Source organism: Enterobacter soli, assembly GCF_964208575.1.
Classification (GTDB): Bacteria; Pseudomonadota; Gammaproteobacteria; order Enterobacterales; family Enterobacteriaceae; genus Enterobacter; species Enterobacter soli_A.
The window spans coordinates 53,937-79,218 of the sequence record NZ_CAXOFU010000015.1; the positions used below are offsets into that span (position 1 = coordinate 53,937).

General features: G+C 56.2%; 26 protein-coding genes and 1 pseudogene. 16 read left to right on the forward strand and 11 right to left on the reverse strand.

All coding sequences use genetic code 11. From position 1 onward, the window contains the following. Window positions 1-49 precede the first annotated feature (49 nt). On the forward strand, window positions 50-2,125 hold the full coding sequence (ptrB, locus tag AB6V08_RS15740) for an oligopeptidase B (protein ID WP_368543764.1): 2,076 nt from the start codon (window positions 50-52) through the stop codon (window positions 2,123-2,125). On the opposite strand, the gene exoX is transcribed toward ptrB, so the two are convergent. The 3 genes from exoX to AB6V08_RS15755 all read right to left on the reverse strand — a co-directional run bounded on the left by exoX (window position 2,107) and on the right by AB6V08_RS15755 (window position 3,785). Beyond that, window positions 2,107-2,769 carry an exodeoxyribonuclease X gene (gene exoX / locus AB6V08_RS15745; RefSeq protein ID WP_368543765.1) on the reverse strand — a complete coding sequence of 221 codons (663 nt, stop codon included), beginning with the start codon at window positions 2,767-2,769 and terminating at the stop codon, window positions 2,107-2,109. The two genes, ptrB and exoX, sit on opposite strands and share 19 nt — an antisense overlap. Window positions 2,770-2,793: 24 nt before the next feature. After that, window positions 2,794-3,444, reverse strand: coding sequence for a nitrilase-related carbon-nitrogen hydrolase (locus AB6V08_RS15750; protein WP_368543766.1), 651 nt, complete (start codon window positions 3,442-3,444; stop codon window positions 2,794-2,796). A 110-nt stretch (window positions 3,445-3,554) separates the two neighbouring features. Next, on the reverse strand, window positions 3,555-3,785 hold the full coding sequence (locus AB6V08_RS15755) for a DNA polymerase III subunit theta (protein WP_368543767.1): 231 nt from the start codon (window positions 3,783-3,785) through the stop codon (window positions 3,555-3,557). A 137-nt stretch (window positions 3,786-3,922) separates the two neighbouring features. Here AB6V08_RS15755 and yobA point away from each other — a divergent pair, with 137 nt between their 5' ends. Genes yobA through AB6V08_RS15770 form a run of 3 tightly spaced genes read left to right on the forward strand, consistent with a single transcriptional unit; the run spans window position 3,923 to window position 5,524 of the window. Then, on the forward strand, window positions 3,923-4,297 hold the full coding sequence (gene yobA, locus AB6V08_RS15760) for a CopC domain-containing protein YobA (protein ID WP_368543768.1): 375 nt from the start codon (window positions 3,923-3,925) through the stop codon (window positions 4,295-4,297). A gap of 1 nt (window position 4,298) precedes the next feature. Beyond that, complete coding sequence (copD, locus tag AB6V08_RS15765; protein WP_368543769.1) at window positions 4,299-5,171, forward strand: copper homeostasis membrane protein CopD; 873 nt, start codon at window positions 4,299-4,301, stop codon at window positions 5,169-5,171. 14 nt (window positions 5,172-5,185) lie between these two features. Continuing rightward, window positions 5,186-5,524, forward strand: a complete 339-nt coding sequence (locus AB6V08_RS15770) for a YebY family protein (RefSeq protein ID WP_368543770.1) — start codon at window positions 5,186-5,188, stop codon at window positions 5,522-5,524. 152 nt (window positions 5,525-5,676) lie between these two features. Here the strand turns inward: AB6V08_RS15770 and AB6V08_RS15775 are convergent, their stop codons facing one another. After that, complete coding sequence (locus AB6V08_RS15775) at window positions 5,677-5,907, reverse strand: hypothetical protein (RefSeq protein ID WP_368543771.1); 231 nt, start codon at window positions 5,905-5,907, stop codon at window positions 5,677-5,679. A 42-nt stretch (window positions 5,908-5,949) separates the two neighbouring features. After that, window positions 5,950-6,891, reverse strand: a complete 942-nt coding sequence (locus tag AB6V08_RS15780) for a VirK/YbjX family protein (RefSeq protein WP_368543772.1) — start codon at window positions 6,889-6,891, stop codon at window positions 5,950-5,952. Between the two features lie 178 nt (window positions 6,892-7,069). Between AB6V08_RS15780 and pphA the strand changes: the two genes are divergently transcribed. Then, complete coding sequence (pphA, locus tag AB6V08_RS15785; protein ID WP_368543773.1) at window positions 7,070-7,714, forward strand: protein-serine/threonine phosphatase; 645 nt, start codon at window positions 7,070-7,072, stop codon at window positions 7,712-7,714. A gap of 34 nt (window positions 7,715-7,748) precedes the next feature. On the opposite strand, the gene AB6V08_RS15790 is transcribed toward pphA, so the two are convergent. The 4 genes from AB6V08_RS15790 to yebS all read right to left on the reverse strand — a co-directional run bounded on the left by AB6V08_RS15790 (window position 7,749) and on the right by yebS (window position 13,499). Then, entirely contained in the window at window positions 7,749-7,988 is a 240-nt protein-coding gene (locus AB6V08_RS15790; protein ID WP_368543774.1) for a YebV family protein, read from the reverse strand. Window positions 7,989-8,094: 106 nt separating this feature from the next. Next, complete coding sequence (gene rsmF / locus AB6V08_RS15795) at window positions 8,095-9,537, reverse strand: 16S rRNA (cytosine(1407)-C(5))-methyltransferase RsmF (RefSeq protein WP_368543775.1); 1,443 nt, start codon at window positions 9,535-9,537, stop codon at window positions 8,095-8,097. Window positions 9,538-9,613: 76 nt separating this feature from the next. After that, on the reverse strand, window positions 9,614-12,247 hold the full coding sequence (locus AB6V08_RS15800; protein ID WP_368543776.1) for a PqiB family protein: 2,634 nt from the start codon (window positions 12,245-12,247) through the stop codon (window positions 9,614-9,616). Then, complete coding sequence (gene yebS, locus AB6V08_RS15805) at window positions 12,216-13,499, reverse strand: membrane integrity lipid transport subunit YebS (protein WP_368543777.1); 1,284 nt, start codon at window positions 13,497-13,499, stop codon at window positions 12,216-12,218. Before yebS ends, AB6V08_RS15800 begins: the two co-directional genes overlap by 32 nt. A gap of 133 nt (window positions 13,500-13,632) precedes the next feature. Here yebS and AB6V08_RS15810 point away from each other — a divergent pair, with 133 nt between their 5' ends. The 4 genes from AB6V08_RS15810 (at window position 13,633) to htpX (ending at window position 18,059) form a co-directional block, all read left to right on the forward strand. Continuing rightward, window positions 13,633-14,130: a GAF domain-containing protein gene (locus AB6V08_RS15810; RefSeq protein ID WP_368543778.1), complete on the forward strand. Its 498-nt coding sequence runs from the start codon at window positions 13,633-13,635 to the stop codon at window positions 14,128-14,130. A gap of 96 nt (window positions 14,131-14,226) precedes the next feature. After that, window positions 14,227-14,916: an RNA chaperone ProQ gene (gene proQ, locus AB6V08_RS15815; protein ID WP_368543779.1), complete on the forward strand. Its 690-nt coding sequence runs from the start codon at window positions 14,227-14,229 to the stop codon at window positions 14,914-14,916. 19 nt (window positions 14,917-14,935) lie between these two features. Then, window positions 14,936-16,984, forward strand: coding sequence for a carboxy terminal-processing peptidase (gene prc, locus AB6V08_RS15820; RefSeq protein WP_368543780.1), 2,049 nt, complete (start codon window positions 14,936-14,938; stop codon window positions 16,982-16,984). Between the two features lie 193 nt (window positions 16,985-17,177). Further along, a complete protein-coding gene (htpX, locus tag AB6V08_RS15825; protein ID WP_368543781.1) occupies window positions 17,178-18,059 on the forward strand; it encodes a protease HtpX in 882 nt (293 codons plus the stop codon). Window positions 18,060-18,108: 49 nt separating this feature from the next. Here the strand turns inward: htpX and AB6V08_RS15830 are convergent, their stop codons facing one another. Then, window positions 18,109-19,482 carry an MFS transporter gene (locus AB6V08_RS15830; RefSeq protein WP_368543782.1) on the reverse strand — a complete coding sequence of 458 codons (1,374 nt, stop codon included), beginning with the start codon at window positions 19,480-19,482 and terminating at the stop codon, window positions 18,109-18,111. Window positions 19,483-19,659: 177 nt separating this feature from the next. On the opposite strand from AB6V08_RS15830, the gene kdgR reads away from it, so the two are divergent. Further along, entirely contained in the window at window positions 19,660-20,451 is a 792-nt protein-coding gene (gene kdgR / locus AB6V08_RS15835; RefSeq protein WP_368543783.1) for a DNA-binding transcriptional regulator KdgR, read from the forward strand. A gap of 62 nt (window positions 20,452-20,513) precedes the next feature. Here kdgR and AB6V08_RS15840 read toward each other — a convergent pair whose 3' ends face one another. Further along, window positions 20,514-20,753 carry a YobH family protein gene (locus AB6V08_RS15840; protein ID WP_368543823.1) on the reverse strand — a complete coding sequence of 80 codons (240 nt, stop codon included), beginning with the start codon at window positions 20,751-20,753 and terminating at the stop codon, window positions 20,514-20,516. 159 nt (window positions 20,754-20,912) lie between these two features. Here AB6V08_RS15840 and mgrB point away from each other — a divergent pair, with 159 nt between their 5' ends. The 6 genes and pseudogenes from mgrB to ftsI all read left to right on the forward strand — a co-directional run bounded on the left by mgrB (window position 20,913) and on the right by ftsI (window position 25,260). Next, complete coding sequence (gene mgrB, locus AB6V08_RS15845; protein ID WP_368543784.1) at window positions 20,913-21,056, forward strand: PhoP/PhoQ regulator MgrB; 144 nt, start codon at window positions 20,913-20,915, stop codon at window positions 21,054-21,056. Window positions 21,057-21,130: 74 nt separating this feature from the next. Then, window positions 21,131-21,418 (forward strand): YebO family protein, encoded by a 288-nt coding sequence (locus AB6V08_RS15850; protein WP_368543785.1) that lies wholly within the window; start codon window positions 21,131-21,133, stop codon window positions 21,416-21,418. 23 nt (window positions 21,419-21,441) lie between these two features. Beyond that, window positions 21,442-22,431, forward strand: coding sequence for an MBL fold metallo-hydrolase (locus AB6V08_RS15855; protein WP_368543786.1), 990 nt, complete (start codon window positions 21,442-21,444; stop codon window positions 22,429-22,431). Between the two features lie 525 nt (window positions 22,432-22,956). Next, window positions 22,957-23,101, forward strand: a pseudogene (locus AB6V08_RS15860) (DUF2627 domain-containing protein). Window positions 23,102-23,113: 12 nt separating this feature from the next. After that, entirely contained in the window at window positions 23,114-23,323 is a 210-nt protein-coding gene (gene cspE, locus AB6V08_RS15865; protein WP_001062678.1) for a transcription antiterminator/RNA stability regulator CspE, read from the forward strand. 218 nt (window positions 23,324-23,541) lie between these two features. Then, entirely contained in the window at window positions 23,542-25,260 is a 1,719-nt protein-coding gene (gene ftsI / locus AB6V08_RS15870; protein WP_368543787.1) for a peptidoglycan glycosyltransferase FtsI, read from the forward strand. Window positions 25,261-25,282 lie beyond the last annotated feature (22 nt).

Here is a 25,282-nt window from a genome sequence, read left to right on the forward strand (position 1 = left end):
GTGTGTTTTGCCAACCTTATAAGGTGTAAAACCAAAACGAATAACGAACATGTCGCCAAAAGCCCAACGCAAGCCGTATGCCATCACCACGCATGGCGATACGCGCATAGATAACTACTACTGGCTGCGGGACGACTCGCGTTCCCGGCCAGAGGTGCTCGATTATCTTCATCAGGAAAATGACTATGGCCGAAAGGTCATGTCCAGCCAGCAGGCGCTCCAGGATCAGCTTCTGGCAGAGATGGTGGAGCGCATCCCCCAGCGCGATATTTCCGCGCCCTGGACCAAAAATGGCTACCGGTATCGCCACATCTATGAGCCGGGCAATGAATATCCCATTTATCAGCGCCAGTCCGCGCTGAGCGCCGAATGGGACGACTGGGACATTTTGCTGGATGCCAACCAGCGCGCCGCCCATAGCGAGTTTTACACGCTCGGAGGCATGTCCATCTCCCCGGATAACGCGATCATGGCGCTGGCGGAGGACTACCTTTCGCGCCGCCAGTACGGCCTGCGCTTCCGCAATCTTGATACCGGGAACTGGTATCCGGAGATGCTGGACAATGTCTCGCCGGACTTCGTCTGGGCCAATGATTCGGAAACGGTTTACTACGTTAAAAAACACGCCTCGACGCTGCTGCCGTATCAGGTTTGGCGCCACACCGTCGGGACATCGTCCGCGCACGACGAGCTGGTCTACGAGGAGAAAGACGAAACCTTTTACGTCAGCCTGCATAAAACCACCTCCCGGCACTACGTGATTATCTTCCTCGCCAGCGCGACCACCTCTGAAGTGCTGCTGCTGGATGCCGAACTGCCGGACGCCCAGCCGCTCTGCTTCCTGCCGCGCCGCAAAGATCACGAGTACAGCCTGGATCACTTCCAGCACAGCTTTTACCTGCGCTCCAACCGCGAAGGGAAAAACTTCGGCCTGTATAAGACCAAGGTCCGCGACGAACGCAAATGGGAAGTGCTGATCCCCGCCCGGGATCAGGTGATGCTCGAAGGGTTCACCCTGTTTACCGACTGGCTGGTGGTGGAGGAGCGCCAGCGCGGGCTGACCAGCCTGCGGCAAATCAACCGTAAAACCCGCGAAGTGGTGGGGATTGCCTTTGACGATCCGGCCTACGTGACGTGGATAGGCTTTAACCCGGAGCCGGAGTCGTCCCGCCTGCGCTACGGCTACTCCTCAATGACCACCCCGGACACGCTGTTTGAGCTGGACATGGATACCGGGCAGCGGCAGGTGCTGAAGCAGGCGGCGGTCAGCGGGTTTGAATCTGAACATTATCGCAGCGAACACCTGTGGGTGAAGGCGCGGGACGGCGTCGAAGTCCCGGTCTCGCTGGTCTATCGCCGCGACGCTTTCCGCAAGGGCAAAAATCCGCTGCTGGTCTACGGCTACGGCTCATACGGCTCCAGCATGGACGCCGACTTCAGCAGCAGCAGGCTCAGCCTGCTCGATCGCGGCTTTGTCTTTGCCATCGCTCACGTGCGCGGCGGCGGCGAGCTTGGCCATCACTGGTACGAAGACGGCAAGTTTCTGCGCAAGAAAAACACCTTTAACGATTACCTCGACGTCTGCGATGCGCTGATTGCCCAGGGCTATGGCGATCCGTCGCTCTGCTTTGGCATGGGCGGCAGCGCGGGGGGAATGCTTATGGGGGTGGCGATCAACCAGCGTCCTGACCTGTTCAAAGGCGTCGTGGCGCAGGTGCCGTTTGTCGATGTGCTCACCACGATGCTGGACGAGTCTATCCCGCTGACCACGGGGGAGTTCGAGGAGTGGGGGAATCCGCAGGACGAAACCTACTATCGCTATATGAAAGAGTACAGCCCCTACGACAACGTTGAAGCGAAAGCCTATCCGCACCTGCTGGTCACCACCGGGCTGCATGACTCCCAGGTGCAGTACTGGGAGCCCGCCAAGTGGGTCGCCAGGCTGCGCGAGCTGAAAACCGACGATAATCTGCTGCTGCTCTGCACCGACATGGATTCCGGGCACGGGGGGAAATCAGGGCGGTTTAAATCGTACGAAGGGGTGGCGCTGGAGTACGCCTTTTTGATTGGCCTGGCGCAGAATACGCTGCCAGGCCAGGCGGAACGTCAGGCTTCGCCGAGATAATGTTTGAGCGTTAGGCGCAGCTCCGGGCTCATTCTGTCGAGGTTGTTGTACAGCCAGCGCAGATAGCCCGGATCTTTGTCGGCGATTTCCGACACCGCTTTGCCGCGGTATTTGCCAAACGTAAAGGTGGTCAGCAGCGCCGGTCGCCCGGTGATGTTGGCCATGTCATCGGGCGTCCAGCCTGAGATATTCATGATATCGATCAGCAGCGCGGCGGTGATATAGCAGTCATACAGGGCGCGGTGATGATGTAGTCCTTCCGGCGTTTTCACGCTGAGCTTGCGGGATTTATACAGCGCCATGTTGCTGTATTTGATCCCCGGCCACAGGCGGCGCGCCAGCTTCATGGTGCAGATCCACTCGCCGGGCATCTCCGGCAGCACGCGGCGGTCAAAGCTGGCGTTGTGCGCCACGTACCAGGTGCTGCCGTAATAGTGCGGGATCACCTCTTCAATCCAGGGTTTGTCCGCCACCATGGACTCAGTGATGCGGTGAATGGCCATCGCCTGCGGGCTGATTGGACGATCCGGGCGCACCAGGTGACTCATGGGGTTGACGATTTTACCGTCCACCACGTCCACAGAGGCCACTTCCACTATCCCGCCCTGAAGATCGCAAGTTTCGGTATCGATTACGCGCAGCATTGATCGCTCCTGACCCTAAAACGTTTAGCCTAATGGAATGATATCGCCTTGCCAACCCCGTCTGTCCCGCGAGCCGGTCAACAGCAGCTCGCCTTTGTCCGCCCGAACGATGAGCTGTCCTTTTTCATCCCACAGCGCGCTCCCGCTGCGCGCGTTAGCCATCAGAACCGCGATGGCGTATTTATGCGCAAAGCGCTGCAGGGCGTTGATGGACTGACGCCAGCGGTTATCCCCCACGTCCTGGCTGCTGGCAAACAGCGTTGCCAGCGGATCGAGGTTCGGCGCGTCGGCGTCGGTATCAATAATCGTGAGCTGTTTCTCGCCCGGGATCAGACTCGCGCCGCTTCCCTGCGGATAGCGATGAATGGTATCGCTGCACGGGCTGAACAGCGCCAGGCCTTTCTGACGCTGACCGAGCTTATCGACGGTTATTCCGGCAATCACGGTAATGCGGTGCTGGCGAGTGGCGTTCAGAATAGGTTCCAGCTGCCGATCGCCGGGAGGGGGAGGGAGGGTTGTATCGCCAGGGCCCGTAAGGGAAAGTTCAGGGAAGACCAGCAAATCGCACTGGTGGCGTGCGGCTTCGGCAATGAACCGTAAATGGTGCGCAACGTGGGAATCCACGCAATCGTCCTGGCGGACGTACTGGGCAGCAGCAATATTCCATCGAGACATCGTGACATCCTTATACACAGAGTCGCAGGGTTTAAAGAATACACCCATACTTCTAAGGGAATTCTTATATTGCCACAATGGTTGTAAGGAAATGTAACACGTCCTTAAGGTTACTTAACTTTAGGCTCGTAGGGTAAGCGCGAAAGATTGACCGAGGTCAGACGGTGCGCGATAAGGCGTTCGCGAAACCAGTCGCGAAGGTGCGCGGGCTGTTCCCGTTCTACCACTTCGGCAACCACCGGCATGTTGTAACGCTCTTTAAACGCAACGCCCGCGGCGGCGAGATCGACGTTCACTTTGTCCATCTCGTCCTGAGGAAGGGCGGCCAGATTGATCTTCATTTCCTTCTCCTTTTTTTGCGGCGGCAACGTTACCGCGATTGCCGGGCGATGACAAGCGGGCGCAGGATGATCCTCGACTCATTTATTATACAGAGTTATCCTCTGCTAAATAGACATAACAAAAAGGAATGATTCTGATGGCTTTTTCCTCGACTCGCACGGCGTGCGCGCTGGCTTTTCTGCTTTCATCAGCAGTAGCGCCTTCCGCTTTGGCTCACGCGCACCTTAAACAGCAATCCCCCGCGGCGGATTCACAGGTGGCGGTCGCGCCTCAGGCGCTGACGCTGCAATTCTCTGAAGGTATCGAACCCGCCTTTAGCGGCGTGACCGTGACCAGCGAGGATAAGCAAACCATCAAAACGGGCGCGATTAGCCTTGATGACAAAGACAAAACGCAGCTCACCGTTCCGCTTGATCAGGCGCTGAGCGCAGGGACATACCGGGTAGAGTGGCATGTGGTGTCGGTTGATGGCCACAAAACGAAGGGCAGCTACCGTTTCAGCGTGAAATAAGATGCTGGCGTTAAGCTACGTTGTTCTGCGGTTTTTGCACTTCGCGGCGCTGATGCTGATCTTCGGTAACGCCCTCTACAGCGCCTGGCTTGCCCCTTTTTCCCTACAGCGTCTGATGACGCGGCGGTTTCAGCGGCAGCAAAAAATCGCGGCGACGATCGGCCTGGTCACCGCGCTGCTGATGTTTGCCCTCCAGGGCGGCCAGATGGGCAACGGCTGGGGCGATGTGCTGCGCCCGGATATCTGGCGCACGGTGGCCGGAACGCAGTTTGGAAGCGTCTGGCTGTGGCAGATCGTCCTTGCGCTGATTACCGCTGCAGCCGCCTGGATTGCGCCGCAGAAGGGCGCGCGGCGCTTGCTGCTGCTGGCGATGGGGCAGTTTCTTCTGCTGGCGGGCGTTGGTCATGCCGCCATGAACGAAGGCGCGGCGGGGGGAGTGCAGCGCATCAACCACGCGGTTCATCTGCTCTGCGCCGCGACCTGGATCGGCGGCCTGCTGCCGCTGCTCTACTGTATGCAGCTGGCGAAGGGGCGCTGGAACGTGGCCGCGATTTACACCATGATGCGCTTTTCGCGCGTGGGGCATTACGCGGTGGCGGGAGTGATCCTCACCGGGATAGTCAACGCGCTGTTTATTCTTGGGTTCAACGCCCCCTGGCGGACAGAATATGGGCAGCTGCTGTTGATCAAATGTGCGCTGGTGGCAATGATGGTGGCAATTGCGCTGATGAATCGGTATTTTCTGGTGCCACGCTTTCGTGCGAACGCCGGACGGGAGCAGCAGATTTTTATCAGGATGACGCAGGCAGAGGTTGTGCTGGGCGCGCTGGTGCTGGCCACGGTCAGCCTGTTCGCGACCTGGGAACCCTTCTGACAAGGTTAAAACATATGAAAAAGACACTACTTTCGCTTTTACTGCTGGCCTGTACGGGAAGCGCCCTGGCGGCGCCGCAGGTTATTACGGTCAGCCGGTTTGAAGTGGGTAAAGAGAAATGGGCCTTCGACCGCGAAGAGGTGATGCTGACCTGCCGTCCAGGCCACGCGCTGTACGCTATTAACCCCAGCACGCTGGTGCAATACCCGCTTAACGATATTGCCGAACAGCAGGTCGCCAGCGGCAAAAGCAGCGGCAAGCCTATCAGCGTGATCCAGATTGACGACCCGGCCAACCCGGGGCAGAAAATGAGCCTGGCCCCCTTTATCGAGCGAGCCGAGAAGCTCTGCTAGCCTTCTGGTTTCCAATAATAAAAAACCGCAGTCGCTTGCGTAAGCCCTGCGGTTTTTCAGTTTTTATGATGTTCTCACGCTTTTTTTCCGACCACTTTTGCTGTGGACTGGAAAACCTGGCGCGGTCATCTATTCTTAAAGGGTCAGGCGACTTAGCCTGCATTAATGCCAACTTTTAGCGCACGGCTCTCTCCCAAGAGCCATTTCCCTGGACCGAATACAGGAATCGTATTCGGTCTCTTTTTATGTGCTTTATCCTGCATTGCAGTATCAAGCACGGCACCTAAACCTATATCTGTACAGCCTCGGTTCTCAGCGCCTGTTACAACAATGTAAACACTTTCGGTCTGACATCCAAGCACTTTTCGGTCATTTTTTAACACCGTTTCGAGCGCTCTTTGGACAACCGCATTTTCACTGCGGGCTTAGAACCGCGATTTGATCGCCGCTTCAATCTCATCCAGCAGTTCAAAGCGACGGCGGTACTCGGCGCGTTTTTTACTGGCGATCTCTTCCAGGGATTTACGCTCCATCTGCAGCGGCAGCTGCCAGCTGAAGGTTGAGCGCTTTTTACCGTCGATTGACGCCCAAAACTCATCGTAGCTGGCGTGGAAATGGCGGCCTTTGCTCAGACGATAGCGCAGCGCGCGGAAGATATGCCCTTCGTCGCTGACCGCGTAAATGGCTTTAATGCCGGAAAGCGTTGCGATCTGGAAAAGCACTTCCATCAATACGCGCTTCGGGAACAGACCGTGGCAGGCGCGGGTTGCCTGCTTGATCACATCGCGGGATACGCTGCGGCGCGGGCCCTGAAGACCGCCAATCACCAGCACGTATTCTCCGTTTTCGCGGGCCACGCAAAACGTCACGCTCGCGAGGAGGGTGTTTTCGTTGTCGCGCAGCCACAGCGTACATTCGCCTTCGCGCTCCGCTTTGCTGGCGTTCATGGCATTGACGCGGTAGCTCACGCCATCTTTGGCGTGAAACTCAACGATGGATTGCTCCTGCGACCCGGTTAGGGCGGCGATCAGCCCCGCATCTTTCAGGGAATCAATCCACTCATAGTGGCTGACGATGGCTTCGGCACGATCGTTTGCGTTCATGCCGCGCATCAGATACTGGCGATGGGTTTTGCTCGGAAGGGTGATTTGCGACGCCAGCAGCTGATCGAAATCGTTGCGGCGGGACAGCGTTTGCAGCATCCGGTTGGTTGACGACCAGAACAAAAGGGAACGCAGCAGAAACTTAAGACGATACTCGCGCTTTTGCCAGATAGGGCCTGGAACGCGTTTACCTTTCACCAGATCGGAAATAATAGTTGTGCGATGCGAATGTGCGACATCGTTTTGCAGGCGCGAATTGGACACGTGAAAACCTCAGATTTTATGCATTGCATAGTTTAGGGGGCATGCAAAAGTGGATTAATACTGGTGAGAAATTTATTTTGCACTAGTTTACTGTTTGTTTAGCTTCCTGGCAAAGCGGCAGCGCGTCGCCGTCCCTCCCGGGTCTTGGGCGAAGGCTATACTCCAGAGAGGAGGCGTTATGTATCAACGAATAGACGGTGCGCAATGGCGCCATATCTGGGTGGTCAGCGATATTCACGGCTGCTATCAGCGGCTGATGGACGAGCTTAAGTGTCGCCATTTTAACCCTGATGAGGATCTGCTGATTTCAGTAGGGGATCTTATCGATCGCGGCCCGGACAGCGTGAAGTGCCTCGCCCTGACGCGCGAAAAATGGTTCCGGGCGGTGCGCGGAAACCACGAGCAGATGGCGCTCGACGGCCTCGACGGCAATGATTTCGCGCTGTGGACGATGAACGGCGGGATCTGGTTTTCCCGACTCGAACGTGCGGAACAAAAGCAGGCGCTGGACCTGCTGGACGCGTGCCGGGCCTTACCGCTGATTATTGAAATACGCTGCGCAAACGGACTGAACGTTATCGCCCATGCGGACTACCCCTCAGACGACTACGCGTGGAACAAACCGGTTAGCGTCCATCGCGTGCTGTGGGATCGCGACCGACTCATGGGGTTTATGGTGGGCAAAGGGCAGGGAATTGCTGGCGCGGATCACTTCTGGTTCGGGCATACGCCGCTGGATAAACGCTATGATTTTAACAACCTGCACTATATCGATACCGGGGCGGTTTTTGACGGGTACTTCACGCTGGCACAGCTGCAGTAATAAATAACCCGCCTTCGGGCGGGTTCTCTTTAGGTCAGGCAAGGCGCAAGACCCAGGCATCGGTTTTACTGTCATAATGCTCGCGGTAAAGGACTGAATGTTCTCCATCAAGTAGTGCCGGGACGCTGGTGTCTGCATCCCAGGCATCCAGTTGCATACATAAATCCGGGTCGGATTTGCAGGGGATACTTAACGTTCGCTCGCCCTGCGTTTCGCCGCGCAATTCTGCGTCGTCGATTTCAAAAGCGCCGATACGCACGCTGGTTTTAGTCATATTGCTCTCCGGTTTTCCGCCAAAAAAATCTGGTATGACCAGTAGGTCACCCATTTTTTAGCCTAGTCAAGGAGAGCAAAATCGCCAGTAAAAAAGTGCGCTTTTTTTAGGCGGTGAGATCGTTACCGGTAAACAGACGTCCGTCCCGCACCAGCTCGCGCGGGTAGCTGTTTTTCAGGCGCGACCCGACTTTCTTCGCCAGTCCCAGCGGGTAGCCCTGATAGGTCACTATCACTTCATCATTTGACGGTGAATTCTGCGGATAAACATCCCGTCCGCGATACCACTCTTCGGCCTCCTGATGGGTCAGCGCAAAAGTATTCGCGTCACCCGCCAGGGCGATAACGGCTTCGTGCTGCCAGCGATAGCCTTTGTTATGCACTTCGGCAAGGCGGATCCCGATACGGGAAAAACGCACTTTGCCGATCAGCGGCTCAATGTGGGTCGGGAACAGCCAAATCTCCTTATCGCGCATCCACAGGCGCTGGTTGTCACCCCACGAAAGCCCGACCCTGCGGGCTGCCTCTTCGGCCTGCGCGGCTTCGCGGCCTTTAAGCGGGGCGAAGGGGAAGTTGCCCACCTTAAATTTTGGCGCGGGCAGCGGGTCAACGGCCTGGGTTTTGCGCAGGCGGGCGACGAAGAAGCCTTCGCAGTCATAAATCTGTGGGAAAACGTGCAGGAAGCCCTCGGGCGTTAACGCCGCTTTGGCGGTGTCGAACAGCGTATCCAGCGGCAGGAATTCCACGGCGTCCGGGTATTGCGCCTTAAGCCACAGGCAGACCGCTTCGTTCTCGTCGCGGTTAAGCGTGCAGGTGGAATACACCAGCGTGCCGCCGGGGCGCAGGGCGTGAAACGCGCTGTCGATCAGCTCACGCTGGGTGGCGGCGATCTCCAGATTGCTTTCAACCGACCAGTTTTTCAGCGCGTCCGGATCTTTACGCACCACGCCTTCGCCGGAACAAGGGGCGTCCAGCAGGATGGCGTCGAAGGCTTCGGGCAACGCCGCACCGAATACGCGGCCGTCGAAATGCGTCAGGGCAACGTTGTGAATACCGCAGCGGCTGATGTTGGCGTGAAGCACCTTAACGCGGCTGGCGGAGAATTCGTTGGCGAGGATCGCGCCCTGATTGCCCATACGCGCCGCAATCTGCGTGGTTTTTGAGCCCGGCGCGGCGGCGACGTCCATAACGCGCTCGGGCGCATTGCCGTCGGCAAACAGAGCGGCAACCGGCAGCATTGAGCTGGCTTCCTGAATATAGAACAGGCCGCTCAGGTGCTCGGCCGTGCTTCCCAGGGGCAGGGCTTCTTCGTCATCGCGCTCGATCCAGAATCCTTCTTCGCACCAGGGAACCGGCGTCAGCTTCCAGCCGTAGGTCGACACCAGCGCCAGAAAATCGGCCACGCTGATTTTGAGCGTATTCACGCGAATGCTGCGGCGCAAAGGGCGCTGGCAGGCGGCGATAAAATCGTCCAGGGACAGGTGAGAAGGGAGAGCCTCGCGCATTTGCGCCAGGAATTGTTCAGGGAGATAAACGGAGTTTTGAGCCACGGGCACACCACAGGGAATCATTCAGGCGCGCAGTGTACCATAAAGGCTCCGGTGCGTTGACACCGGAGCCGTCAGATTAGCGCGGCAGGGCGGTGCCCCATTCGCGCCACTCTTTAGGTTCGCTTTCCAGCAGCAGGAAGTGTTTGCCCGGCTGGGCCTTCGGCGCCAGCGGCGTACCCGGCGGGGTCGCAAAGGCGATACCGCCGCGAATGAACTGATTGAACGTGCCGGTTTTCACCACGCCGCCCGTCAGGCCAAAGTCGAGCGAATAGCCGGATGCCAGCCAGAAGACCGAGTTATTGCGCACCAGGTGCTGATAGCGTTCGCTGATCCGCAGCGCCACCATCACGCGGTCGGACAGCGTGCCAAGCGTCAGCCCGGTCACCGTACCTACCTCAATCCCGCGGAACAGCACCGGCGTACCGATGTTCAGCGAGCCCGCTTCCGGCACTTCAACCACGATGCTCAGGCCGTCGAGATAGCGGGAGTCGGTGATGGTTGCCTCCTGCAGCTCGAAATCACGGCGCGCGTTGCCGCGGCCCGGCTCGACGTTGATATAGGGCTGCAGGATGGTGTCCAGATGCTCAACGCCCGCGGCGGAGATCTGCGGCGTTACCACGGAGAATCGGCTGCCCGTTCTGGCGAAGGTCTGCACGTATTCCGGGTACAGCACGGCGGTGGCCTGCACTTCGTTTCGCGCGGTGATCAGCGTCAGCTTCTGGATCTGCCCGATATCGATGCCCAGATAGCGGATCGGCATCCCCTCTGCGAGCTTGCCCGCATCGAAGGCGTGGAGCGTAATCTGGCCGCCAACGGCGCGCGCCGCGGTTTCAGACGGGAAGAGAATACGCTTATCGCCTTTACGCAGGTTGGCGCCCGCACCGCTGAGGTTATCGAAGCTGATGGCTCCGCGCAGGGCGCGGGAGAGCGGGGAGGCCTGAACGGTCAACCCGCTGCCGTTCAGCTGCACTTTCGCTCCGCCTTCTGCCCAGAACACGCTGTTTGGCGTGAGCAGCTTGCGGTACTCCGGTTTGATGTGCAGTTCGATATCAAATGCGTCCGCGCGCGGGCGAACGGTGATCACTTCCCCGACCTCAAACTTACGGTAAAGCACTACGGAACCGGCCTGCACGTCCGGCAGCGTTTCCGCGCTAAGCGTCAGCGTGGTAGTTGGCATGTCGCTCAGGCTGTTTTCGATAGCCTTATCCAGATTGGCGTAAAGCGGATAGCTGTCGCGCAGCGGGCCTTTACTCCCAGGCAGAATACGAATGCCGCCGTTTACCCATTCGCTGGCGCTGGCGCCGAGAAACTCCACGCCGTCCAGCCCGACCTTAACGTCAACGCGGCTGTTCACCACGAACTTGCTGTCGCCGCGCACCAGGTCGCTGTACTGCGGATCGACCGCCGCGGAGAAGGTGACCCCTTTTTCCGTCAGCTTGCGGTCTAGCACCTGGCCGACCTGTACGCCGTGCAGAATCAGCGGCTGGCCGGCTTCAATACCGTAGCTTTCCGGGGCGTTGAGCGTCACGGTGACCACGCCCGGCTTTTGCAGCAGGGCTTTATCCGCTGGCGCAATCACAAAATCATTCTTCGGCGCGCCTTCGCCGGGGATCAGCTCGAAGGTATTGCCGGTCAACAGGCTGCTGAGGCTGGTATCGTTAAGAGACAGTTTCGGGCTGCGCATCTCAATGCGCGTTTTCTCGCGCAGAAGGTCGACAACGCTTGGGTCGACGGTCATCTCCCCGGTGACGGAGCCGCCCGGGTTAAGCGTCATTTTGGTCAGCTGACCGACCTCTAACCCCTGGTACAGCAGCGGGGTAGAGCCGGCCTTAAGGCCCTTGCCGTCCGGCAGAACCAGCTTCACGATCACGCCGCGCTGGCTGTGCGCGAGGTCAGCGTACAGGCCGAAGGTATCGTCCGCGGTTGCAGCGTTTGAGTTTTCCGGCGAGTCGAAGGCGATTGCGCCGTTAACCAGCGCGGCCAGGCTTTCGAGCTTCACCTTAGCCCCGCTCAGGCTGAGATCGGCATCGACGCCGGAAACGTTCCAGAAGCGGCTGCCTTTTTTGACCAGGTTGGTAAACCGACGCTCAATCAGGACGTCAATCGTCACGCCCTGCTTGTTGGGGTTAATTGCGTAGTCGTAGACGCGCCCGACCGGAATTTTACGGAAATAGACCAGCGAGCCGCTGTTCAGCGAGCCCAGATCGGGCGCCTGCAGGTGAATCATCAAATCGCCGTTGTTAAGGCGATACTTCGGCTGCGTATCCAGCGCGACGAAATGATCCTGCGGTTCGCCTTTGCCCGGCATCATGCCGATGTAGTTACCGCCCACCAGCGCATCCAGCCCGGAAACGCCGGCCAGAGAGGCTTTCGGCGTGACCAGCCAGAACTGCGTTTCATTGCGCAGCGCATCCTGCATGTCGGATTTAATGCTGGCGCGAACCTGAATTTTATTCAGCCCCTTGCCCAGCGTAATATCCTGAACCGTACCGACCTCGACCCCCTGGAAGCGAACGGGGGTTCGCCCGGCGACGATGCCGTCCGCAGACTGGAAATCAATGGTGATGGTACTGCCGCGATCCTGATAGCTGGTCCAGACGAGCCAGCCCGCAATCATCAGTGCGATGACGGGCAGTAACCAGAATGGCGAAATGCGGCGTTTTGTTTTAATTCTCGCTTCAGTCGGCGAAGCGGGCGTTTCCTGACTCATGTGCGTCCCAAAGTAAGCGGCTGTCCAGCCATTCCACTGCAAGAATAGTCAATATCACCGCAGAGCCGAAATAAAAAGCCGCGGGTCCCATTGTAAAAGCAAGTAACTGATCGCGATTGATAAGCGACATCATCAATGAAATCACGAACAGATCCAACATTGACCAGCGGCCAATCCAGGTCACAAACCGCAGGAGCAATATGCGCGTGCGCAGCCCCTGCTCACACTTAAAGTGGATGCTGATCAGCAGCGTGAACATCACCACCACTTTGGTGAAGGGCACCAGAATACTGGCGATGAAAACGATAGCCGCAACGCCAATGTTGCTGTGACCGAGCGAGATAATGCCGGAGAGAATAGTATCTTCCTGCCTGCCACCGTTAACGTAGATCACTGAAATTGGAAGCATGTTCGCAGGGATCAGGAACACTAGCGAGGCAATCAGCGCCGCCCAGCATTTTTGCAGGCTGTTATTGCGCCGATAGCGCAGCGGAATATGGCAGCGTCTGCACCGCCCGCGGGCGTCCGGCAGCCCCGTATAGTGGCAGCCCAGGCACACGCGCAGATTCTCATCCGGGCGAGTCGCCGGGCGCTGGGGATAAAACCGCTCCCAGAGCTGTTCAACGTTCAGATGAATCATAGTCAGGATGCTCAGCAGCACCAGGGCGATAAATGCCACCAGGCCAATACCCGGCTGGAGAAAGGCGTAGTCCTGAACCTTAATCGAGGCCACGCCCACGCCGACCAGGTAGATGTCGAGCATCACCCACTCTTTCAGCTTTTCCAGCATCAGCAGCACGGGGCGGAGGTTCATGCCCAGTATGTTGCCAAACCAAAGATAGGCGATGGCGGCGACCAGGATCAGCGGCGCGCCAATGGTGCAAAACAGCACCATGGCGGCCGTCAGCGGGTCGCCCTGACGCGTCATTTGCCAGATCCCCTGAAGCACATTGGCGTCGATGCGCACGCCAAGCAGGTAGAGCTTGAGCAGCGGCTCGCTCCAGGCGAAGGGCATCAGCAGCAGCATGGTTACCGCCATCGCGGCGAGGCGCGTCAAAGACCAGTCGCGCCCGCTGCGAATTTTTGCATCGCAGCGAGGGCAAAACGCACTTTGGTGCGATTTCATCTTCGGCAACATAAAAAGCGTATCGCACTGAGGGCAACGCTGATAATGTGCTCGAGGCAGCGCATCGCTCACCGCATGGACTGTTATCTTTCTTGCCAGCGTAATTTTGGGTGTTTTTAAGGCCATCAGTCGCGCACAGAATAAGTATTGTTGAAGCTTATATTAACTCATGAATTGATTCATCTTGAGCATGAGCGCATTTAATGCTTATTTTAATAGGCTATGCGGTAATTTTGTAAGACAACCAAGTGATTGAATAATGAACAAAACAGAATTCTACGCGGATCTGAACCGCGACTTTCAGGCATTGATGGCGGGTGAAACCAGCTTCTTAGCGACTCTGGCAAATACAAGCGCATTACTGTTCGAGCGTCTCTCTGACGTGAACTGGGCAGGTTTCTATCTTCTGGAAGGTGAAACGCTGGTGCTCGGGCCATTCCAGGGGAAAATCGCCTGCGTGCGTATTCCTGTGGGGCGTGGCGTGTGCGGGACAGCCGTTGCAAAAAATGAGGTTCAGCGTGTCGAAGACGTCCACGCCTTTGACGGCCACATTGCGTGCGATGCTGCCAGCAATTCAGAAATCGTCCTTCCGCTGGTCGTCAAAAATCAGATTATTGGCGTTCTGGACATCGACAGTACGGTCTTCAGCCGCTTTACGGCGGAGGACGAGCAGGGGCTGCGCGAGCTGGTTGCTCATCTGCAAGAGGTGCTGTCAGCCACCGATTATCAAAAATTCTTTGCGAGCGTCGCAGGATAATCAACGGATAACGTAGCAATTACTGATGGCGTCATTATAATGTCGCCTGTTCATGCCTGCGCTTGTTGGCAACGTCCGTTGTAATCAGGAAATTTCATGGAAAATCAACCTAAGTTGAATAGCAGTAAAGAAGTTATCGCATTTCTGGCCGAGCGTTTCCCACAGTGCTTCAGCGCTGAAGGCGAAGCTCGTCCCCTGAAAGTCGGTATTTTTCAGGATTTGGTAGCACGCGTTGAAGGTGAGATGAATCTCAGCAAAACTCAGCTGCGTTCTGCCTTACGTCTTTATACTTCGAGCTGGCGTTACCTGTACGGTATCAAGCCGGGCGCGACCCGTGTCGACCTCGACGGCAACCCGTGTGGTGAGCTGGACGAGCAGCACGTAGAGCACGCTCGCAAGCAGCTTGAAGAAGCCAAAGCGCGTGTTCAGGCACAGCGCGCAGAGCAGCAAGCGAAAAAACGCGAAGCCGCAGCGGCAAACGGTCAGGAAGAAGCGCCACGCCGTGAGCGCAAGCCGCGTCCTGCACCACGCCGCAACGATAATAACGATCGCAAACCGCGTACTGACAAACCAGCAGCCGCAAAAGCCCCGCGTGCGCCTCGCGAAGAGCAGCAGCACACGCCAGTTTCTGACATCAACGCCCTGAGCGTCGGTCAGGCGCTGAAGGTGAAAGCGGGTAACAATGCGATGGACGCCACCGTACTGGAAATCACCAAAGATGGCGTTCGTGTACAGCTGACTTCTGGTATGTCAATGATTGTACGCGCAGAACACTTGTTGTTCTGAAACGGAGGCCAAGCCTGGCATGAACACTTTTTTTAAGCTCACCGCGCTGGCGGGCCTGTTTGCCATAACAGGTCACGCCTTCGCTGTGGACGATATTACGCGTGTTGATCAAATTCCGGTGTTAAAGGAAGAGACTCAACACGCGACGGTGAGTGAGCGTGTGACGTCGCGTTTTACTCGTTCGCACTATCGTCAGTTCGATCTCGATCAGGCCTTTTCGGCCAAAATCTTCGACCGCTATCTGAACCTGCTGGACTACAGCCATAACGTGCTGCTGGCCAGCGACGTAGAACAGTTCGCAAAACGTAAAACCGACGTGGGCGACGAGCTGCGCTCCGGTAAGCTGGATCTGTTCTACGACCTGTATAACCAGGCCCAGAAGCGCCGCTTCGAGCGTTATCAATACGCTCTGAAAGTGCTGGAACGTCCAATGGACTTCACCGGTACTGACACCTTTAATCTGGATCGCAGCAAAGCGCCCTGGCCGAAAGATGAAGCCGAGCTGAACGCGCTGTGGGACGGAAAAGTCAAATACGACGAGCTGAGCCTTAAGCTGGCTGGCAAAGACGAAAAAGAGATTCGTGAAACGCTGACGCGTCGCTATAAATTCGCCATTCGCCGTCTGGCGCAAACCAACAGTGAAGATGTTTTCTCACTGGCGATGACCGCGTTTGCTCACGAAATCGACCCGCACACCAACTATCTCTCCCCGCGTAACACCGAACAGTTCAATACCGAAATGAGCCTGTCTCTGGAAGGTATCGGCGCGGTGCTGCAAATGGACGACGATTACACCGTGATCAACTCCATGGTGGCGGGTGGCCCTGCATCGAAAAGCAAAGCGATTAGCGTAGGCGATCGCATTGTGGGCGTTGGCCAGACCGGGCAGAACATGGTTGATGTGATCGGCTGGCGTCTGGATGACGTCGTCGCCCTGATCAAGGGCCCGAAAGGCAGCAAAGTCCGTCTGGAAATCCTGCCTGCCGGTAAAGGCACTAAAACCCGTATCGTTACCCTGACCCGCGAGCGTATCCGTCTGGAAGACCGCGCGGTGAAAATGTCGGTGAAAACCGTGGGTAAACAGAAGGTGGGCGTGCTGGATATCCCTGGCTTCTACGTTGGCCTGACTGACGATGTGAAAGTGCAGTTGCAGAAACTGGACAAGCAAAACGTCAGCAGCATTATCATCGATCTGCGCAGCAACGGCGGTGGGGCACTGACCGAAGCGGTTTCGCTGTCCGGTCTGTTTATCCCGTCTGGCCCGGTGGTGCAGGTGCGTGATAACAACGGTAAAGTGCGTGAAGATGCCGATACCGATGGCGTGGTTTACTATAAAGGCCCGCTGGTGGTTCTGGTTGACCGCTTCAGCGCCTCCGCGTCTGAAATCTTCGCGGCTGCGATGCAGGACTACGGTCGCGCGCTGATTGTGGGTGAACCCACCTTCGGTAAAGGTACGGTTCAGCAATATCGTTCTCTGAACCGTATTTACGATCAGATGCTGCGTCCTGAATGGCCTGCGCTGGGTTCAGTCCAGTACACCATCCAGAAGTTCTACCGCGTGAACGGCGGCAGTACGCAGCGTAAAGGCGTCACGCCGGACATCATGATGCCGACAGGCACCGAAGAGACCGAGACTGGCGAGAAGTTTGAAGATAACGCGCTGCCGTGGGATAGCATTAACGCCGCTACGTTTGTGAAATCCGGTGATATGACGCAGTTTGGTCCGCAGCTGTTAAAAGACCATAACGATCGCATCGCGAAAGATCCTGAGTTCCAGTACATCATGAAGGACATTGCGCGTTTCAATGCCATGAAAGAAAAACGGAACATTGTGTCTCTGAACTACGCCCAGCGTGAGAAAGAGAACAACGAGGATGATGCAACCCGTCTTGCGCGTATCAACGATCGCTTCAAGCGCGAAGGTAAGCCTCTGCTTAAGAAACTGGACGATCTGCCTAAAGATTACCAGGAGCCGGATCCGTACCTTGACGAGACTGTGCATATAGCGCTCGACCTGGCGAATCTGGAAAAAGACAGGCCTGCCGTGCAACCCGCTCCGGCAAAATAATCTCCCAACAGGCACAAGCAATTGTGCCTGTTCTTTTTAGTTCTGCATCCTCCCGTCAACCTCCTTTTCAATTGTGTAAAGTTGTGTCTTTCTGGTGACTTACGCCCTCTGAATCCTTGAAAATAGCCGCAATACCCATACGATGTGGGTAATCGCATAGTGCGTTTTGTTAAACTGAGGTTAAAAGAAAATTATGATGCGAATCGCGCTTTTCCTGGTCACCAACCTGGCGGTTATGGTGGTATTCGGGCTGGTGCTAAGCCTGACGGGAATTCAGTCGAGCAGCGTTCAGGGCCTGTTGATTATGGCGCTGCTGTTTGGTTTTGGTGGCTCCTTCGTGTCTCTGCTGATGTCTAAGTGGATGGCGCTGAAATCTGTGGGTGGTGAAGTTATCGAGCAGCCGCGTAACGATATGGAACGCTGGCTGATGAACACCGTGGCGCAGCAGTCGCAGCAGGCGGGCATCGCAATGCCGCAGGTTGCGATTTACCACGCGCCGGACATCAACGCGTTCGCCACCGGCGCGCGACGCGATGCGTCCCTGGTTGCGGTCAGCACCGGTCTGCTGCAAAACATGAGCCGTGACGAAGCTGAAGCGGTCATCGCTCACGAAATCAGCCACATCGCCAACGGCGACATGGTGACCATGACCCTGATTCAGGGCGTGGTGAACACCTTCGTTATCTTTATCTCGCGCATTCTGGCGCAGATTGCCGCCGGCTTTATGGGCGGTAACCGCGACGAAGGCGAAGAGAGCAACGGTAACCCGTTAATTTACTTCGCGGTGTCTATGGTGCTGGAGCTGGTGTTCGGTATTCTGGCAAGCATCATCACCATGTGGTTCTCGCGTCACCGTGAATTCCATGCGGATGCAGGCTCTGCGAAGCTGGTCGGTCGTGAGAAGATGATTGCCGCGCTGCAGCGTCTGAAAACCAGCTATGAGCCGCAGGAAGCGAACAGCATGATGGCGTTCTGCATCAACGGTAAATCGAAATCGCTGAGCGAACTCTTCATGTCCCACCCGCCGCTGGATAAACGTATCGAAGCGCTGCGCAGTGGTGCATATCTGAAGTAATACGAAAAGTGAACAGAAGCCGGGCGGACGAAAATCCGCCCGGCTTTTTTTATGCCTGCACGCGGGGCTGGATCACGCGAAGCCCGCTGACAATCGCGGCGATTGTCGCCAGGGTGCCTGCGGTAAACAGCGCAATGTGGGTGCCGTTTTGCCCGGCAAGGTTAAACATCAGCGCCACCAGCGCGGCGCCGGTGCTTTGCCCAAGCAGGCGCGCCGTGCCGAGCATTCCGCTGGCGCCCCCGCTGCGGTGGCGCGGCGCGGCGGTGATAATGGTGTGGTTGTTAGGCGACTGGAAGAGGCCAAAACCGGCGCCGCAGAGGATCATGCGCCAGATAATATCCAGATCGGAAGGGGAAGACGGCAGCAGCGCCAGGGCGAAAAGCCCGGCCGCCATCACCAGCAGACCGAGCGCGCCCAGCAGCCCGGCATGGACCCGCTCAATCAGATAGCCCGCCAGCGGGGCCATCACCATCGTTGCCAGCGGCCACGGCGTCAGCAGCAGCCCGGTTTCTACCTCCGTTCGTCCAATCACGCTCTGTAAAAAGAAGGGCAGGGAGACCAGCGCCAGCATCTGCGCGCAGAAGGAGCAAATTGAGGTGCAGATAGAGAGGGAAAACAGCGGGATGCGCAGCAGATCGACCGGCAGCAGCGGCACCGGCAGGGACAGCTGGCGGCGCACGAAGAAGAAGCCGATAACCAGCATGGCGGCAATTTCCGCAGCAATCAGGGTCAGCGACTGCCCCTGAGCGAAGCCGCTGAGGGCGGTGATCAGCAGACCAAAGGTCAGCGCGTTCATGACCGCGCTTGGCAGGTCAAATTTCGGCATGGCGCTTTTCGGGCCGTTGGCCGGGAGATAACGCAGGGCAAAAATAATCGCGATAATGCCCAGCGGGACGTTAATCGCGAACAGCCACTGCCACGACGCGACGGACAATATCGCCGCCGCGATGGTCGGCCCGGCGGCTGACGAAACCGCCACAATAAACGAGTTGATCCCCATCCCGCGCCCGAGGTGGCGCTGCGGGTAGATAAGGCGGATCAGCGCGGTGTTCACGCTCATCAGCGCGGCGCCGCCGAAGCCCTGCGCGATACGCGCGACGGTAAGCATATGCAGCGAATCAGAGAGGGCGCAGAACAGGGAGGTCAGGGTGAAGACCACCAGGCCGCACTGGTAGACCCGGCGATAGCCAAACATATCGCCCAGAAACGAGAGCGAAAGAAGGGAAACGACAATCGCAATCTGATAGGCATTCACGATCCAGATTGAACTGGCGGGTGATGCGTGGAGGTCGCTGGCAATGGTTGGCAGAGCAACGTTGGCGATGGCACCGTCCAGAACGGCCATCGAAATACCAATAATAATGGTCGCAATGGCGCCGTACCGCTGGGGTAGGGGCAGTCCATCAGAAGGATTTTTTTCCATGGAAAATGAAAAGCTCAAGGTGAAATTATTCTCAGAGTAACTATTTTAGCATTGTTATTTCGGTTTATGTCGCAGATTTGTAACGAAGTAAACGAGGATTGATTGCAGGTAGCATGACGGGAATTTATAATAAAAACAGGTTCTGATTTTTATAAAACACTCTCCATGAGGTGATAAATGGCAATCGCAGATTTGGATAAGCAGCCAGATTCTGTTTCTTCCGTGCTGAAGGTGTTTGGCATCTTGCAGGCGCTCGGAGAAGAGCGTGAAATTGGTATTACAGAGTTATCGCAGCGCGTGATGATGTCGAAAAGCACCGTTTATCGCTTTTTGCAAACCATGAAGTCCTTAGGTTACGTCGCGCAGGAAGGCGAATCTGAGAAGTATTCTCTGACCCTGAAGCTGTTCGAACTGGGTGCCCGCGCGTTACAAAACGTCGATCTGATTCGCAGCGCGGATATTCAGATGCGCGAGCTTTCCCGCCTGACGAAAGAGACCGTACACCTGGGCGCGCTGGACGAAGACAGCATTGTCTATATCCACAAAATCGACTCCATGTACAACCTGCGCATGTATTCTCGCATCGGTCGCCGCAACCCGCTCTACAGCACCGCCATTGGTAAAGTGCTGCTGGCCTGGCGCGATCGCGAAGAAGTCGAGCAGATCCTCGAAGGCGTTGAGTACAAACGCAGCACCGAGCGCACCATCACCACCACGGACGAGCTGTTAACGGTTCTCGATAAAGTGCGTGAGCAGGGTTACGGTGAAGATAACGAAGAGCAGGAAGAAGGCTTGCGCTGCATCGGCGTACCCGTGTTTGACCGCTTCGGCGTGGTTATCGCCGGGCTGAGTATCTCCTTCCCGACGCTGCGTTTCTCTGAGGAGCGTCTGCACGAGTACGTTGCGATGCTGCACACCGCAGCGCGTAAAATCTCCGAGCAGATGGGCTATAACGACTATCCGTTTTAATGCCTGATAACGTAAAAACGCCGCGTCTTGCGCGGCGTTTTTTATGGTTCACGTTTCTGAGGTTAGCCGTTATCAATCACTACGGCGGTTTTACGCAGTACCGGGCAGTTCGTTAGCCCAATAATACCGCTGTCGGAATGAATGTACTGTGCTGTACTCATTCCCTGGGCGGTTAAATACTTACACTGGATACCTAAACCTGCGGCATTTTCGGTGCTTCCCACAAGCACGCCATAACCCGTTAATAAAAGACCAATCCAGACAATGGCCAGCGCAATAATAGTACGAATGATTAAACGCATCATCGCCTCTTTTTCTTAGTTGTCATACAGTAAGCGTAAACGGTTTGCTATTTGTAACAAGTGCAGAATTCCTAAAAGCCGCTGATGACGGTACAGTTAGCCGCTGTTTAAGATAACCGTGATAACCTGGTTACATCAGGTCATAAGACGGAGTGTGGAGTGAAAAAAATACGCTGGGTAATTCTGGTCGTCGTATTGATAGCGTGCGTGGTCTTGTGGACGCAGACGATAAATGTGATGTGCGATCAGGATGTACAGTTTTTCAGTGGCGTTTGTGCGATCAATAAATTTATTCCGTGGTAAGACGCATTTTTTCTCAAGGTGATTTCCTTCCTTCGCGCCAGTGGTAAAATGGACGTTTTTATTGAGGTGGTGAAATGGGTGAGTTACTGAGTTCAGGGCTGCTGAGTCTGGCGTCCCTGGTGATGTCGTTGGTCGTGCTGGTTGTGGGTTTGGTTCTGTGGTTCTTCGTTAATCGCGCCAGCTCACGCACCAACGAGCAGATCGAATTACTGGAAGCATTGCTCGATCAGCAGAAACGTCAGACTGCGCTCCTGCGTCGTCTGTGTGAAGCAAACGAACCAGAAGAAAAAGACGCGCCAAAAGCGGCGGCCGTTGAAGAGAAAGAAGAAGACGATTTTATTCGCCTGGTGGCGGAACGCTAAAGCGTCATTCACGGGAGGTGGCTGTGGTCTGGAAAAATCCCTGGTATGACCCCTCCCTGAAGCATCACACCTCCTCTGGTTTTCGCAATACCCTCCCCGCAGGCCATCAAAAAGGCGACGTCGAGCGCTGGCGTAACGAACGTAAGCTGGCCGGCTTACCCAAACCGCCTGCACTCGGCTACGACGCGTTTATCCGCCAGTGGTGGCAGCCTGCCGAAATAAATACCCTGAATGAAGACGGCGTCTGGTGGCTCGGTCATGCCAGCACGCTGCTGCGCATGGACGGTAACTATCTCCTGATTGACCCGGTCTTTTCCCGCCGTGCCTCGCCGCTGCGTTTTGCGGGACCGGAGCGTAAAACGCCGCCTGCGATAACCGTCGACGGCCTCCCACGGCTGGACGCCCTGGTTATTTCGCATAACCATTACGATCACCTTGATGCCGCCACCGTCCGGCAGCTTCTGCGCCGCTTTCCCGATCTGAACCTCTTTGTCCCGTTAGGCCTCGGCAGCTGGTTTCGCCGTCGTGGCGCAAAGCAGGTGGTCGAGCTCGACTGGTGGCAGAGCTTAAGCTGGCAGGGCATGACCGTCACCGCGGTTCCCGCGCAGCACTGGAGTATGCGCACCCCGTGGGATCGCAATCGCTCCCTGTGGTGCGGATGGGTTTTTGAAAGTCGACGCCATCGCTTCTGGTTTAGCGGCGATACGGGGTACACCCCGGAGCTTCTCACCATTCCGGAAAGGCTCGGCAATATTGACGCCGCGGCGCTACCCGTCGGGGCGTATGCACCACGCTGGTTCATGTCCGTCCATCATATGGATCCGCAATCCGCGGTGGCACTGTGGCAACAGCTGGGGGCTCCGCTGGCGTTTCCTATCCACTGGGGCGTGTTTGAACTGGGGGACGAATCGCTCGAAGAACCTGTGCAGGAGTTAACTATCGCCCTTGATAATTTAGCACCAGTTAATCATTCATTCAGGATACTGAAAATTGGCGAATATTTATCCTTTTAAACGGAATGCCGCTTCGCTACATATATTCTGTATTTTAAAGTCTCAACAAGAGTTCTATTTTTATCGAAACGTTTTTCTTGCCTTCTTTTGAGGCAGAGTCATAAAAATTTCATTATTTTGGTGCATAACGTTATTTATTAAATGGCGAAATTTAATACAGTCAGAAAGAACTTATTAACATGTTTTTTGATTAAACCTGCGCTGTTGCGTTGCAATGATTTAAGCATAACTTTTCACAAATTGTTCTAACTCAATCATTACGCTGAGGAAAGTTTTGCCAAAACTGGACGATCTCAAATGTATGAGCTATGGTAAAAAAGTCTTAGATTACAGCGGTTGCGGATGCAGCGCTGTGGCAGTGAGGTCCGGCATTGTGTCTTGCTAGCCCTGCGCATAATTGTGCAGAGAGTAGCAGGGCCATGCCTGAATTTGTGCGGCGGATCGAGACACGTTTAAAAATGGCTTGCCATAATTAACGTTGTATGTGATAACACGTTTTGGGTCAAACGAGGTACAGTTCTGTTTATGTGTGGCATTTTCAGTAAAGAAGTCCTGAGTAAACACGTTGTCGTTGAATACCGCTTCTCTGCCGAACCTTATATTAGTGCCTCAAGCAGTAATGTCTCAGTTTTATCTAAGTCAATGCCTGCGGGCTAAGAAAACACTCTAAGGAATTTTGCAAATGGCAAAGATTAAAGGTCAAGTTAAGTGGTTCAACGAGTCTAAAGGTTTTGGTTTCATTACTCCTGCTGACGGCAGCAAAGACGTGTTCGTACACTTCTCTGCAATCCAGGGTAACGGCTTCAAAACTCTGGCTGAAGGCCAGAACGTTGAGTTCGAAATTCAGGACGGCCAGAAAGGCCCAGCTGCAGTTAACGTAACTGCTATCTGATCGAACCACTGCTGACTGAAGTGCGTATGCGCTTCGATCTCAGATATAAAGCCTCGCCTGTGCGGGGCTTTTTTATTGCCTTATCTTTCAAAATATTACGAATGTGCGCCTCGTTAGTAACTTGTTGCAAAGCTGCGAGGTTATTAGCATTGTTTTCGCTACGTCAGCCTGCCTTTTCCCGTTAAATCAGGGCGTTATTTAACGGACCTGGGGTTCTGGTGAAAAAGAAAACGATAACGACTGCCGGTAACTTTACCCCGGCGCGTTTTGCTCTGCTTTGTCTCGCTATTTTTTGTAGTCTGGCTTTCCTGCTGGGCCGCGTTGCCTGGCTGCAAATCATCAAACCCGATAATCTCGTCAAGCAGGAAGATATGCGTTCGCTGCGCGAGGTGGCGATTGACGCGCCCCGCGGGATGATTGTTGACAGGGAAAATCGCCCCCTGGCGGTCAGCGTGCCGGTCAGAGCCGTGTGGGCCGATCCCAAAACGGTGCTGGCGAAAGGGGGCGTGGGCTATGACGATCGCTGGCAGGCGTTGGCCAGTGCGCTGCATCTCTCTCTCGGCACGCTTTCTGCGCGCATAAACAGCAATCCTCAGGGGCGCTTTATCTATCTGGCGCGCCAGGTTGATCCTTCACAGGCGCAGTGGATCGATAAGCTTCATCTTCCCGGTATCAATTTACGCGACGAATCGCGACGCTTTTATCCCGCCGGGCACGTCGCCGCCAACCTCATTGGGTTTACCAATATCGACGGTCAGGGCATTGAGGGCGTGGAGAAGAGTTTTAACGCCCAACTGCAGGGGAAACCCGGCGTGCGGCAGGTGAGGGAAGACCGCTACGGACGCGTTGTTGAGAATCTCACCGAAGTGGCGGCGGTGCCTGCGCACAACATTCAGCTGAGCATCGACGAGCGCCTGCAAACCATCACCGAGGACGCGCTGGACAACGCCGTCGCGTGGAACAAAGCCGAATCAGGCGCGTCGGTGCTGATTGACGTGCAGACGGGAGAAATCCTCTCGATGGCGAGCTTCCCGGACTTCAACCCCAACAACCGCGATGGCGCAACGCTGAATGATTTCCGCAACCGCGCCATCAGCGACACCTTCGAGCCCGGCTCCACCGTTAAGCCGCTGGTGCTGATGACCGCCCTGCAGCAGGGGCTCGTTCAGCCAGACAGCGTGATAGATACCCATCCGTACACGCTGGACGGGCACCGGATCCGGGATGTGGGTTATTACCCGGAACTGACCATGACCGGGATCCTGCAAAAATCGAGCGATACGGGCGTGTCGCGCCTGTCGCTGGCGATGCCGATTCAGCGGCTGCTCGACACCTATAAAAACTTCGGTTTTGGCACCAACACCGGGCTTGGCCTGACCGGAGAAAGCGCCGGCCTGCTGCCCCAGCGCAAATACTGGAGCCAGCTCGATCGCGCCACCTTCGCGTTTGGCTACGGCCTGATGGTCACGCCTTTGCAGCTTGCCCACGTTTACGCCACCATCGGCAGCTTCGGCCTTGAGCGTCCGCTGTCGATAACCCGCATCGACCCGCCGGTGATCGGCCACCGGGTGATGTCCGAGGAGATTGCCCACGAAGTTGAACATATGATGGAGAGCGTCGCGCTGCCCGGCGGCGGCGGGATCAAGGCCGCCGTGCGCGACTACCGCGTGGCGGTGAAAACCGGCACCGCGAAGAAAATCGGTGACGACGGTAAATATGTCGATAAATACGTGGCCTACACCGCAGGCGTGGCACCCGCCAGCAATCCTCGCTTCGCGCTGGTGGTGGTGATTAACGATCCGCAAAACGGCGATTATTACGGCGGCGCGGTGTCGGCACCCGTTTTCAGCGAAATCATGGGCAACGTGCTCCGCCTTGAGAACGTCAAACCGGATGGTTTAGCGCCGGATTCTGACCACCTGATCGTCATGCGTTAAGCCAGGCGTTTATAACCCCGGC